Origin of the sequence: Streptomyces sp. SLBN-31, from assembly GCF_006715395.1 — a bacterium.
Classification (GTDB): Bacteria; Actinomycetota; Actinomycetes; order Streptomycetales; family Streptomycetaceae; genus Streptomyces.
On the sequence record NZ_VFNC01000001.1, the window covers coordinates 632,950 to 645,327 of the forward strand.

Below are 12,378 nucleotides of genomic sequence, written 5' to 3' on the forward strand. Positions count from 1 at the left end.
TCGGTGGTCACCCCTTACCCGTTCACAGTCTGGCGCGGGCCGCTTCCAGCAGTCGTACGACCGACTCGTCCGCCACGTCCGCCACCTCGTCGTAGCGGAACCAGCGCAGGTCGAGGGACTCGTCGCTGATCTCCTGGACCGCGCCCGGGGGCGCCACGACCGCGTACTGCACGTCGAGGTGCCAGTGGCAGGGGGCCGGGATGGGGTGCCGGTCGAGACGGGCCGGGCCGCCCGGCAGCAGTGCGAGCCCGGTGATGCCCGACTCCTCGGTGGCCTCGCGCAGCGCGGCCGCCTCCAGCGAGGTGTCCTGCGGCTCGCAGTGGCCGCCCATCTGCAGCCACATCCGCAGCTTCCGGTGCAGGGTGAGCAGCACACGCCCCCGCGAAGGGTCGATGACCAGAGCGCTCGCCGTGATGTGGCCGGTCGTACAGGCCTTCCACAGACCGTCCGGATGGGCCGCCAGATGGTCGAGGTAGGCCTGGCGCAGCTCTTCCTGGCCCTCGTACCCCTTCAGGACGAGGACCGCGTCGTCGTACAGGCTCACTCGGCGTCGTCGCCCTTGTCGTCGTCCTTCTTGCGCAGGTCGGGCTTGTCCGCCGCCTCGCCCAGCATCTTGTCCAGCTCGGAGAAGTCCAGCTGCTCGCGGTGCACGAAGCCGTCCGGGTCGTCCAGGTCGGAGGCCGTGGGCAGCATGTCCGGGTGGGACCACAGGGCGTCGCGGCCGTCGATCCCGCGCGCGTCGGTCAGCGAGGCCCACAGGCGGGAGGCGTCGCGCAGGCGGCGCGGGCGCAGTTCCAGGCCGATCAGCGTGGCGAACGTCTGCTCCGCGGGCCCGCCCGAGGCGCGGCGGCGGCGCAGGGTCTCGCGCAGCGCGTCGGCGGACCCCAGGCGCGGCTTCGCGGCCGCGTGCACCACCGCGTCCACCCAACCCTCCACGAGCGCCAGAGCCGTCTCCAGACGGGCCAGCGCCGCCTTCTGCTCGGGCGTGTCCTCCGGCTGGAACATGCCCTGCTGCAGGGCGTCCTGCAGTTGCTCCGGGTTCTGCGGGTCGAACTGGCCGACGACGTCCTCCAGCTTGGCGGTGTCGACCTTGATCCCGCGTGCGTAGCCGTCGACCGCGCCGTACAGGTGCGAGCGCAGCCACGGCACGTGCGCGAAGAGGCGCTGGTGGGCGGCCTCGCGCAGGGCCAGGTACAGCCGCACCTCCTCCTTCGGCACGCCCAGGTCCTTGCCGAAGGTCTCGATGTTCACCGGCAGCAGCGCCGCCTTGCCGGCCGGGCTGAGCGGCAGCCCGATGTCGGTGGAGCCGACGACCTCGCCGGCGAGCACGCCCACGGCCTGCCCGATCTGCGTGCCGAACATGGCGCCGCCCATGGAGCGCATCATGCCGATCAGCGGGCCGGCCATGGCCTGCATCTCCTCCGGCAGGACGTCGCCCATCGCGGTGCCGACGCGCTCGGCGACCGGGTCGACAAGCTCCTGCCACGCGGGCAGGGTGGCCTCCACCCACTCCGCGCGCGACCACGCCACCGCGGTGCCGGCGCCGGAGGGCAGGGACGTCACGTCGTCCAGCCACAGGTCGGCCAGGCGGACGGCCTCCTGGACGGCGTTGCGCTCGGCGGGGCCGACGCTCGCGTCCTTGACGCCGTCCGCGGTGCCCTGCGAGACCGTCTGGCGGGCGATCTGCTTCGCCATGTCCCAGTTCACCGGGCCGCCCTCGTAGGAGAGCATCTGGCCCAGCTGCTGGAAGGCGGCGCCCAGGTCGGTGGGGTTCAGCGAACCGAACATGGCAGCGAGCGGGTTGTCACCGCCGGGGCCGCCGAAGCCGCCGGGCAGCCCGAAACCGAACGGGTTGGACGGGTCCTGACCACCACCGCTCTGCTGGTCCTTCTTCTTGCCCTCGTCGCCGTCTTCCGGCTCCTCCGGCGGAAGGCCGAATCCGAATGGGGTGTCGCTCACGGGATTCCTCGGCTGGTAAGGCCGCCGGTTGTCCCCGACGGCGCGGCTGCCCGATGACACCACCCAGCGTAGACACCATGGGCGGTTCGGGCCTCGGTGCTTCGCCGACTCATCGCCTGCGGCAGGATGGATGCCACCTGGTACGGACGCGTCACTCGCGTTCTTACTGAAGACAACCGCTGGAGACGCCCGGTGAGTTCCCCAGATCCGCAGGTTCGCGCAGCGCGAAACGAGTCAACCCCGCCGACTGTACGCGGGCCCGTCGTCGCCGTCACCGGCGCCGCGACCGGCGTCGGCGCGCTGCTCACCGAGCGGCTGGCCGCGTCCGACGAGATCAAGCAGGTCATCGCCATCGACGAGCGGCGCGGCGAGTGCGCGGCGGCCCAGTGGCACATCCTCGACGTACGGGATCCGGCCATCGCGGACAAGCTGCGCGGGGCCGACGTCGTGGTCCACCTGGCGCTCGACCTGGACCTCGAGACAGATGCCGCCGCGCGGACGGCGTACAACGTCCGGGGGACGCAGACCGTGCTCACGGCGGCCGCCGCGGCCGGGGTCCACCGCGTCGTGCTGTGCACGTCCTCGATGGTCTACGGGGCGCTTCCCGACAACGAGCTGCCCCTCTCGGAGGACGCCGAGCTGCGGGCGACGGCCGAGGCCACCGGTGTGGGGGACCTGCTGGAGATCGAGCGGCTCGCACGGCGCGCGCCCCGGGCGCACCCGGGGCTGAACGTCACCGTCGTCCGCCCGGCCGTCCTGGTGGGAGGCACCGACACAGCGCTGACCAGGTACTTCGAGTCGCCCCGGCTGCTGGTCGTGGCCGGGTCGCGGCCCGCCTGGCAGTTCTGCCACGTCGAGGACCTGTGCAGCGCCCTGGAGTACGCCGTCCTGGAGAAGGTCGAGGGCGAGCTCGCGGTGGGGTGCGAGGGGTGGCTGGAGCAGGAGGAGGTCGAGGAGCTCAGCGGGATCCGCCGGATGGAGCTGCCGTCGGCCGTGGCGCTCGGGGCGGCGGCCCGGCTGCATCGGATCGGGCTGACGCCGTCGCCGGCCGGGGACCTGGCCTACACGATGTACCCCTGGGTGGTGAGCGGCAGCCGGCTGCACGACGCCGGATGGCGGCCGCAGTGGACCAACGAGGAGGTCCTCGCGGAGCTGCTGGAGGAGGTTTCCGGGCGGCACACCGTCGTCGGACGGCGGCTGGGGCGCAAGGACGCGACCGCGGCGGGTGCCGCGGGGGCGACGGTGGCCCTGCTGGGCGCGGCGGCCGTGGTGCGGCGGGCCCGCAAGGCACGGCGGCGGATCTGAGCGGCCGGTTCCTGGGGCCGACCGGCCTCGCGGCGGACCCGAGCGGCCCGAACGGGGCCGGCCGCCGCGGCGGTCCTGTAGGAGTCGCCGAAAACGCACGCGCGTGTGCCTGGTGAAAGTCGTATTCCGTGTTGTCACGGGCGTGAGGCACGATGGACGCATGGCAGACACCCACGACCACCCCGGCGAGCAGGCCGCGGACGACCCCGTCAAGCTCATCGGCGTCCGCGAGACGCCCCTGTCCGTCGACGAGGTCTTCCGGGCCGTCGGGGACGACGCCGCCGGCGGGACCGCGCTGTTCGTGGGCACCGTGCGCAACCACGACGGCGGCGCTGACGTCGACCGGCTCGGCTACTCGTGCCACCCCAGTGCCGAGGCGGAGATGCGGCGGATCGCCGAGAAGGTCGTCGCGGAGTACCCCGTACGGGCGCTGGCGGCCGTGCACCGCGTCGGGGACCTCGCGGTCGGGGATCTCGCCGTCGTCGTCGCCGTGTCGTGTCCGCACCGGGGTGAGGCCTTCGACGCCTGCCGGAAGCTGATCGACGACCTCAAGCACGAGGTGCCGATCTGGAAGCACCAGACCTTCTCCGACGGTACGGAGGAATGGGTCGGCGCCTGCTGAGCACACGGAAGGAGTCCGCTGACTCCCTTCGTCGGTCCCGGGTTGCGTAACCGCACCCCTGGCGTGAGCGTTGTCAGTGGCGGCGGTTAATCTGCTGATCAGTCAGTTCGCGATCGCTCACCGGGGTTGGGAGGGCGGCATGGGTGCGCTCGTGTGGTTGTTGATTCCGCTGGTAGCCGCGATCGGCGCCGGTCTGTGGGGCAGTTGGGCCAACCGCACCCGTAAGGCGCGCGGCGACGGGCCGGAGCTCGACGGGTACGCGCGTTTCCGTGAGGCCATGGAGAAGTCCCACTCCGGTACATGACAGGGGTGGGCCTGACGGCCCTCTGACAGAGGCGTCCCGTACTGTCGTGGCATGCCACGCCGCACCGCGACGATGCTCGCCTCCACCCTGATGCTGATCGCGCTCCTGTGCGCGGGAGTCTTCATCCCCGTGCCGTACTCGGAGATGTCCCCGGGCCCGACGGTGAACACCCTGGGGAACCACGACGGCGAGCCGGTGCTGCAGGTCTCCGGGCGCAGGACCTACGCCACCAGCGGGAACCTGAACATGACCACGGTGCGGGTCACCAGCGCCGACTACCGGATGAACCTCGTCGAGGCCGTGTACGGGTGGCTCGCGCACGACAACAAGGTCGTGCCGCACGACACGCTCTACCCGGACGGCAAGACCGAGGAGCAGTCGACCCAGGAGAACGCCGAGGAGTTCAGCCAGTCGCAGGAGAGCGCCAAGGTGGCGGCGCTGAAGCAGCTCGACATTCCGGTGACGTCCTGGGTGATCGTCTCCACGGTCGTCAAGGACTCGCCCGCCGAGGGCAGGCTGCACGCCGGGGACGTCATCAAGGCCGTCGACGACACCGCGGTCAAGAAGCCGGCCGACGTCGCCAAGCTGGTGACCAAGCACAAGCCGGGCCAGAACGTGGTCTTCACGATCGTGCCGGCCAAGGAGCAGGCCGCCGCCGAGAAGGCGCGCAAGACGCCGACGAAGACCGAGAAGATCACGATCACGACCGCCACGTCCGACGACAGCGGCGCGAAGCGGGCCATCGTCGGGATCTCCGCCGGGACCGACCACACCTTCCCGTTCACCATCGACATCAAGCTCGCCGACGTCGGCGGCCCCAGCGCCGGTCTGATGTTCGCGCTCGGCATCTACGACAAGCTCACCCCGGGCAGCCTCACCGGCGGCAAATTCGTGGCCGGCACCGGCACCATCGACGACAACGGCAAGGTCGGCCCGATCGGCGGCATCGAGATGAAGACGGTCGGCGCGCGCAACAAGGGCGCCCAGTACTTCCTGACCCCGGCCGAGAACTGCTCGGCCGCCGCCAAGGACACCCCCGGTGGACTCAGGCTGGTCAAGGTGAACACCATCAAGGACGCCCTGTCCGCGCTCAAGGACATCCGCAGCGGCGACACCGCCGACCTGCCGAAGTGCACGACCAAGGGCTGACGCACAACCTCGGGCACGGCCGGGGGCGCTCCCGCCGACGCGGGGCGCCCCCTTCGTCGTACCGAAGGGCTCAGTCCTCGAAGGTCGCCGACAGGGCCTCGGCAAGGCCCGGGACCAGGTCGCGGCCCGTGAGGACCTCCGTGGGCGTGTCCTTCTCGCGCAGCCGCAGGGCCGACTCGCGGGTGCCGTCGCGCAACACCGCGACCGTCATACGGACCTCCTGGCGGTCCGGGTGCTCGGCGACCCACTGCGCGAGCTTCTTCTCGTTCAGCCCCTCCGGTACGGCCGCCTCGGCGGACGCCGGCAGCATCAGCCGCTCCACCGTCAACGCGCAGCCGGCCACCGCGTCGGGCCAGGCGATCGTGGCGAGGAATTCGTCCAGCGGGTTGCCCGCCGGGATCTCGTCCTGCTCGATCGGGGTGAGACCGGCGGACTCCTGCTCCTCCTCCAGGCCGAGCTGCGCCGCGAGGGCGGGTTCCTGGGCGCGCAGCCGAGCGGTGTCTACGAGGGCGAAGAGGCGGGCGGGCTGGTCCCAGCCGAGGCCGGAGGCGTACTCGTCGATCTCGAGCACGGCCCGGGTGAGCGGGTTCGCCGCCATGGGGGTGTTGGACATGGTCACAATCCTGCCTCGTTCATGGCCGGAATCGGGAACCGAGTAAACGGTGAGTAAGTTGCATAGGTGTGGGCCCACGATCACGGGGGGCCACGGCAGGTCCGTGAAACCGCGGGCCTGACGGACCGACAGCGACTTCGAGGTGCGCACCTTGGCTTTCCAGATGCCGGACCGCGGCGGAGGCCCGACGGGGCCACGGATCAGAGTGGGCCGCCCGTCCCGGCGCGTCCGGACCCTGCTCATGACACTGGGCGTCCTTGCCGTGCTCGGCATGGCGTTCACCATGTTCGCGGGCTTCTGGACGGACTGGCTCTGGTACCGGTCGGTGCACTACTCGTCCGTGTTCACCACCACCCTGTGGACGAAGATCGGCCTGTTCTTCGTCTTCGGTCTGCTGATGGCCCTCGCGGTCGGATTCAACATCTGGCTCGCGCACCGGCTGCGGCCGCCGCTGAGCGCCATGTCGATGGAGCAGCAGAGCCTGGACCGTTACCGAATGGGCATCGCGCCCTACAAGAGGTGGCTGCTGCTCGGGATCACCGCACTGGTGGGCCTGATCGCCGGCGCCTCGGCGTCCGGCCAGTGGCGGACCTGGCTGATGTGGGTCAACGGCGTGCCCTTCCACCAGAAGGACCCGCAGTTCCACCTCGACGTCTCCTTCTACGCCTTCGACCTGCCCTGGTACCGCTTCCTGCTGGGCTTCGGCTTCGCCGCCACGATCCTCGCGCTGATCGCCGCCGCGCTGACGCACTACCTGTACGGCGGCCTCAGGATCACCTCCCCGGGCGCGCGGGCCACGGCTGCCGCGACCGGGCACCTGTCGGTGCTGCTCGGGGTCTTCGTCGCGCTGAAGGCGGTCGCGTACTGGCTCGACCGGTACGGCCTGGCGGTGAAGTCCAGCGACTTCAAGGCCACGGACAACTGGACCGGCCTGAGGTACGTCGACGCCAACGCCTATCTGCCGGCGAAGACCATCCTGTTCTGCATCGCCGTCATCTGCGCCCTGCTGTTCTTCGCCACCCTGTGGCGGCGCACCTGGCAGCTGCCGGTGATCGGCTTCGGCCTGATGGTGCTCTCGGCGATCCTGATCGGCGGCCTCTACCCGGCGATCGTCCAGAAGTTCCAGGTCCAGCCGAACGAGCAGGCCAAGGAAGCCCCGTACGTCCAGAAGAACCTCAAGGCGACGCGCGAGGCCTACGGCATCGACGGCACCAAGGTCAGCGACTACTCGGGCACCAGCAAGACCGACGACAAAGCCACGCTGCGCGACGACGTCGACTCCACGGCGAGCATCCGCATCCTGGACCCGAACATCGTCTCGCCGACGTTCCAGCAGCTGCAACAGATCAGGAACTACTACGCGTTCCCGACCAACCTGGACGTCGACCGCTACACCAAGGACGGCAAGGTCCAGGACACGGTCATCGGTCTGCGCGAGCTGAACCTCAACGGCATTCCGAAGAACAACTGGATCAACGACCACTTCCGCTACACCCACGGCTACGGCGTGGTGGCGGCGAAGGGCACCGCGGCCGACCCCAACGGCCAGCCGGTCTTCACCGAGTCCGACCTGCCGTCCCGGGGCGACCTGGGGACGTACGAGCAGCAGGTTTACTACGGCGAGAAGACCACCACCTACTCGATCGTCGGCGGTCCCCAGAAGGAGATCGACTACTCCGACGACAGCGGTGAGAAGACCACCAGCTACAAGGGCAAGAGCGGCGTCAACCTCGCCAACCCGATCAACCGGGCGGCGTACGCGGTGACGTTCAGCGAGCCGCAGATCCTGTACTCCGGCGCCATCGGCGAGGGTTCGCGGATCCTGTACAACCGCACGCCCAAGGAGCGCGTCGAGGCGGTGGCGCCCTGGCTGACCATCGACGGCGACGCCTATCCGGCGGTGGTGGACGGCCGTATCCAGTGGATCGTCGACGCCTACACGACGACGAACGGCTACCCGTACGCCTCCCGTACGACCCTGGGCGACACGACGGCCGACTCGCTGACCGCGACCAACAACTCGCGCGCGGTGGTGGCCCAGCAGAACCAGGTCAACTACATCCGCAACTCGGTGAAGGCGACGGTCGACGCGTACACCGGGCAGGTCAAGCTCTACCAGTGGGACACCCAGGACCCGGTCCTGAAGACCTGGATGAAGGCCTTCCCGGGCACGGTCGAGTCCAAGAGCGCCATCTCCAAGTCGCTCCTGGCCCATCTGCGCTACCCCCAGGACCTGTTCAAGGTCCAGCGCGAGCTGCTGACCCGCTACCACGTCACCAACCCGACCACCTTCCTCACCGGCAGCGAGGTGTGGCAGGTGCCGGACGATCCGACCAACAAGTCGGGCAACGCGGTGCCGCCGTACTACCTGAGCATGAAGATGCCCGACCAGGCGTCGCAGGCGTTCTCGCTGACGACGACGTTCACGCCCAACGGCCGTGACAACCTGAGCGCGTTCATGTCGGTCGACGCACAGGCGGACTCCAGCGACTACGGCAGGATCAGAATCCTGAAACTGCCGACGAGCACGACGGTCGACGGACCCAAACAGGTGCAGAGCCAGTTCAACTCCGAACAGGACATCGCCGAGTCGATCAAGCTGCTCAAGGGCGGCGACTCCGACATCGAGTACGGCAACCTGCTGACGGTGCCGCTCGACGGAGGACTGCTCTACGTGGAGCCGGTCTACGTACGCGGTGGTGGACTGAAGTACCCACTGCTGCGGAAGGTGTTGGTCAGCTACGGCGACAAGACCGCCTTCGAGGACACGCTCGACCAGGCGCTCAACAAGGTCTTCGGGGCGGAGAGTTCGACCACTCCGCCGCCCGACAAGGGGACCACGACGCCGCCGACGTCCAACAACCCGACGGTCCAACAGGCTCTCGACGACGCCCAGAAGGCCTTCGACGCCGGCCAGACGGCCCTGAAGAAGGGCGACTGGAAGTCGTACGGCGAGGCGCAGAAGGACCTCGAGGACGCGCTGAAGAGGGCCGAGGAGGCGCAGGCCAAGGCCGACAAGACCGCGGGTGGCAAGAACACCGCCAGCCCGAGTCCCAGCGGCAGTCCCAGCCCGAGCGGCAGTTCCGGCAGCGGTTGATCAAAGGCCGCCCCGCGTCGTGATACGGTTGCCGAACAACGACGCGGGGTGGAGCAGCTCGGTAGCTCGCTGGGCTCATAACCCAGAGGTCGCAGGTTCAAATCCTGTCCCCGCTACTGCGGTCGAAGGCCCGGATCCAACATGGATCCGGGCCTTCGACGTGTGCGAACGCATGTGCCGAGCACAGGGGATACGTGGCGCGGCGGGGAGTTGGGTGTTCTGTGTTTGACTTGTCTCTCTGTGGGCATGTCGACAAAACGCTGAAGTGACCTCAATGGCTGCGGTATACCAGGTGTACCCAGGTTGCAGGTGGTGCGACGATGGACGTTATGGGGGACAAGGCAACTCTGTTCGAGACAGGGCGATTTGTGCAGCCTTCCGAACCGGGCGAGACCACGGCCGGGGAGGCCGCGGAAGAGGCTGCCGAGGAACTGCGTCAGCGGCTCGCCGCCGAAGCCGGCGACGTCGAGGCGATGAGTGTTCTCGGGGCCATGCTGTTGCGCCGCGGAGATCTCGACGGAGCCGAACCCCATCTGCGTGCCGCCACCGCGGCCGGCGACCGCGCCGCCGCCAACAACCTCGGTGTCCTGCTGCATCAGCGCGGCTACGCAGACGAGGCCGCCGGATGGTGGCGGATCGCCGCCGTCGCCGGCTCGGCCGCTGCCGCTCACGCCCTGGGCCGGCACCACCGCGAGCGCGGGGACGAGCCGGCCGCCGAGTACTGGCTGCGCCAGTCCGCCGAGCAGGGGCACGCCCTGGGGGCGTACGCGCTCGCCGACCTGCTGGAGCACCGCGCGGACGCCGCGGCGGACAAGTGGATGCGGGCCGCGGCCGAGCGCGGCCACCGCGAGGCGGCGTACCGGCTGGCGCGCGCGCTCGACCGCAAGGCGGCCTGCCTGGACGAGGGCGGGCCCGACAACGGTGTCGAGGTGCTGGCCGAGGCCGAGCAGTTCTACCGGCAGGCCGCCGCGCGCGGACACCGGCGGGCCGCGCTGCATCTCGGGGCGATCCTGGAGAAGCGCGGAGAGCTGAAGGAGGCCGGGCGCTGGTACTTGACCTCCGCCAAGGACGGTGAGGCACGGGCCGCCTGCGCGCTCGGCTTCCTGCTGCGCGACGCCGGCGACACCGAGAGCGCCGCCGTGTGGTGGCTCAGAGCCGCGCAGGACGGGGACGGCAACGCGGCCAACGCGCTGGGCGCGCTGCACGCCGAGCGCGGCGAGACGCAGACCGCCGAGCGGTGGTACCGCGCGGCCATGGACGCCGGGGACGACAACGGCGCGTACAACCTCGGGCTGCTCTGCGCCGAGCAGGGACGGACCTCGCAGGCCGAGCAGTGGTACCGGCGGGCCGCGTACGCCGGGCACCGGGAGGCGGCGAACGCGCTGGCCATCCTGCTGCTCCAGGGCGGCGACACGACCGGGGCCGAGCCGTGGTTCTCCAAGGCCGCGGAGGCCGGCAGCGTGGACGCCGCGTTCAACCTGGGCATCCTCCACGCCGGACGGGACGAGGACGAGGCCGCGCTGCGGTGGTACGAGCGTGCCGCGGCCGCCGGGCACACCGAGGCGGCGCTACAGGTGGGGATCGCGCGGCTGCGGGACGGCGACGAGCTCGAGGCGGAGCGGCATCTGCGCTGCGCGGCCGGCGGTGGGAGCGCCGAGGCGGCGTACCGGCTGGCGACCGTGCTCGACGCGCGACGTCCGCCGGAGCCGGCGCACGAGCTGGGCGAGGTGCTGCACGAGAAGACCGAGTGCGAGGAGTGGTACGAGCGGGCGGCCTCCCAGGGGCACCGGCGGGCGCAGGTGCGGGTCGGCATGATGGCCGCGGCCCGCGGGGACGTCGTGGAGGCGGCCCGGTGGTACCGCGAGGCGGCCGAGGCCGGGTCCCGCAACGGCGCCTTCAACCTGGGGCTGCTGCTGGCCCGGGAGGGGAGTGAGCCGGAGGCGGCGGTCTGGTGGACACGGGCGGCCGATGCCGGGCACGGTCGGGCGGCGTTGCGGCTGGCCCTGGTCTACGCGCGTCGGGGGGAGCTGGCGGAGGGGCAGCGGTGGGCCGACCGGGCCGTGTCCCTCGGGCCTGCGGAGGTCACGGAGCGGGCGGCGCGGCTGCGGGACGCGTTGCGGGAGGAGCTGTCGGCCTGACGTTCTGGGGGCGGCCGCCCCCAGGCCCCCGCTTCGGCGCTGAAAGCTTCGACGCTGAGAGCTTCGGCGTCTAAAGCTTCGGCGCCGAAAGAAGCGATTTGCTTCTGTGCTCGTTCCTCACGTACTGTTCTGTTCATCGACGCGGGGTGGAGCAGCTCGGTAGCTCGCTGGGCTCATAACCCAGAGGTCGCAGGTTCAAATCCTGTCCCCGCTACTGAAGACAGAGGGCCGGAATCCAGAGATGGATTCCGGCCCTCTGTGTATGCCGGGTGTGGGCCCGCGAGAGGCCCGCACGCCCTTACGCCGCGCAGTTCGGGCAGACGCCGCGGTAGGTGACCTCCACGTCCGAGACCGTGAAGCCGAAGCGTTCCGAGTCCGGGAGGTCGGCCAGGGGGTTGCCCGTCGGGTGGACGTCCTTGATCGTGCCGCACCGGGCGCAGACCAGGTGGTGGTGCGGGCGGTGCGCGTTCGGGTCGTAGCGCTTGGCGCGCCGGTCCGTGGCGACCTCGAGCACCTCGCCGAGCGAGACCAGCTCGCCCAGCGTGTTGTAGACGGTCGCCCGGGAGATCTCCGGCAGCTTGGCCACGGCCCGGGTGTGGACCTCGTCGGCCGTCAGGTGGACGTGTTCGCCGTCGAGAACCTCGGCCACGACGCGCCGCTGCGCGGTCATCCGCCATCCGCGTCCGCGCAGCCGTTCCAGAAGGTCACTCATACGGCCAGCCTAACAGAAGGGGACCAGGACGCGAATGAATGTGACTTTAGACTTGGTCCAATCTGACGGTCAGTGCAGCAGGGCGACCTGCTGTCGGGCGGGTGCCCAGCAGCGGATGATGTCGCGGACAGAGACGACCCCGACGGTCTCGCCGCGGTCGAGGACGATCAGGTGGCGGAACCCGCCGTGCGCCATGGCGTGGGCGGCCTCCTCCAGGGTCCAGGACGGGGCGGCGAAGACCACGTCGGTGGTGGTGTGGGCGGAGGCGTGCTCCGCGTCCGGGTTCTGGCCGAGCCCCACCGAGTTGAGGATGTCGCGTTCGGTGAGGATGCCGATCCCGCCCGCGTCCGGGTCGAGGACCACGGCCGCGCCGACGCGGCGTGCGGCCATCAGGGCGGCTGCCTGACGGAGGGTGTGGGCGGGGCCGATGGTGAGGACCACTGTGCTCATGGCGTCACGGACGAGCATGGACTTGAGCC

The 12,378-nt window shown here is 70.4% G+C and carries 11 protein-coding genes and 2 tRNA genes; 8 read left to right on the forward strand and 5 right to left on the reverse strand.

Annotated features, from left to right (window positions below):
* Positions 1-22: 22 nt before the first annotated feature.
* Entirely contained in the window at positions 23-544 is a 522-nt protein-coding gene (locus tag FBY22_RS03020; protein WP_142142347.1) for an NUDIX hydrolase, read from the reverse strand.
* Positions 541-1,959, reverse strand: coding sequence for a zinc-dependent metalloprotease (locus tag FBY22_RS03025; protein ID WP_142142348.1), 1,419 nt, complete (start codon positions 1,957-1,959; stop codon positions 541-543). The genes FBY22_RS03020 and FBY22_RS03025 overlap by 4 nt, the downstream gene beginning before the upstream one ends.
* Before the next feature lie 192 nt (positions 1,960-2,151).
* Here FBY22_RS03025 and FBY22_RS03030 point away from each other — a divergent pair, with 192 nt between their 5' ends.
* The 4 genes from FBY22_RS03030 (at position 2,152) to FBY22_RS03040 (ending at position 5,339) form a co-directional block, all read left to right on the forward strand.
* Entirely contained in the window at positions 2,152-3,264 is a 1,113-nt protein-coding gene (locus FBY22_RS03030) for an SDR family oxidoreductase (RefSeq protein ID WP_142142349.1), read from the forward strand.
* Positions 3,265-3,424: 160 nt separating this feature from the next.
* Positions 3,425-3,886 (forward strand): molybdenum cofactor biosynthesis protein MoaE, encoded by a 462-nt coding sequence (locus tag FBY22_RS03035; protein WP_142142350.1) that lies wholly within the window; start codon positions 3,425-3,427, stop codon positions 3,884-3,886.
* A 139-nt stretch (positions 3,887-4,025) separates the two neighbouring features.
* Positions 4,026-4,190: a hypothetical protein gene (locus tag FBY22_RS44075; protein WP_174267074.1), complete on the forward strand. Its 165-nt coding sequence runs from the start codon at positions 4,026-4,028 to the stop codon at positions 4,188-4,190.
* A gap of 51 nt (positions 4,191-4,241) precedes the next feature.
* Positions 4,242-5,339 (forward strand): PDZ domain-containing protein, encoded by a 1,098-nt coding sequence (locus FBY22_RS03040; protein ID WP_142142351.1) that lies wholly within the window; start codon positions 4,242-4,244, stop codon positions 5,337-5,339.
* A gap of 70 nt (positions 5,340-5,409) precedes the next feature.
* Here the strand turns inward: FBY22_RS03040 and FBY22_RS03045 are convergent, their stop codons facing one another.
* Positions 5,410-5,952, reverse strand: coding sequence for a PPA1309 family protein (locus tag FBY22_RS03045; protein ID WP_174267075.1), 543 nt, complete (start codon positions 5,950-5,952; stop codon positions 5,410-5,412).
* A gap of 163 nt (positions 5,953-6,115) precedes the next feature.
* On the opposite strand from FBY22_RS03045, the gene FBY22_RS03050 reads away from it, so the two are divergent.
* The 4 genes from FBY22_RS03050 (at position 6,116) to FBY22_RS03065 (ending at position 11,401) form a co-directional block, all read left to right on the forward strand.
* Positions 6,116-9,049 (forward strand): UPF0182 family protein, encoded by a 2,934-nt coding sequence (locus FBY22_RS03050; protein WP_260844958.1) that lies wholly within the window; start codon positions 6,116-6,118, stop codon positions 9,047-9,049.
* A 42-nt stretch (positions 9,050-9,091) separates the two neighbouring features.
* Positions 9,092-9,165, forward strand: a tRNA-Met gene (locus tag FBY22_RS03055).
* Positions 9,166-9,369: 204 nt separating this feature from the next.
* On the forward strand, positions 9,370-11,187 hold the full coding sequence (locus tag FBY22_RS03060) for a tetratricopeptide repeat protein (RefSeq protein WP_142142353.1): 1,818 nt from the start codon (positions 9,370-9,372) through the stop codon (positions 11,185-11,187).
* A 140-nt stretch (positions 11,188-11,327) separates the two neighbouring features.
* Positions 11,328-11,401: transfer RNA gene (locus FBY22_RS03065), tRNA-Met, on the forward strand.
* Positions 11,402-11,485: 84 nt separating this feature from the next.
* On the opposite strand, the gene FBY22_RS03070 is transcribed toward FBY22_RS03065, so the two are convergent.
* Positions 11,486-11,899 carry a Fur family transcriptional regulator gene (locus FBY22_RS03070; protein WP_142142354.1) on the reverse strand — a complete coding sequence of 138 codons (414 nt, stop codon included), beginning with the start codon at positions 11,897-11,899 and terminating at the stop codon, positions 11,486-11,488.
* A 69-nt stretch (positions 11,900-11,968) separates the two neighbouring features.
* Positions 11,969-12,367, reverse strand: coding sequence for a cyclic nucleotide-binding/CBS domain-containing protein (locus FBY22_RS03075; protein WP_142142355.1), 399 nt, complete (start codon positions 12,365-12,367; stop codon positions 11,969-11,971).
* Between the last annotated feature and the right edge of the window lie 11 nt (positions 12,368-12,378).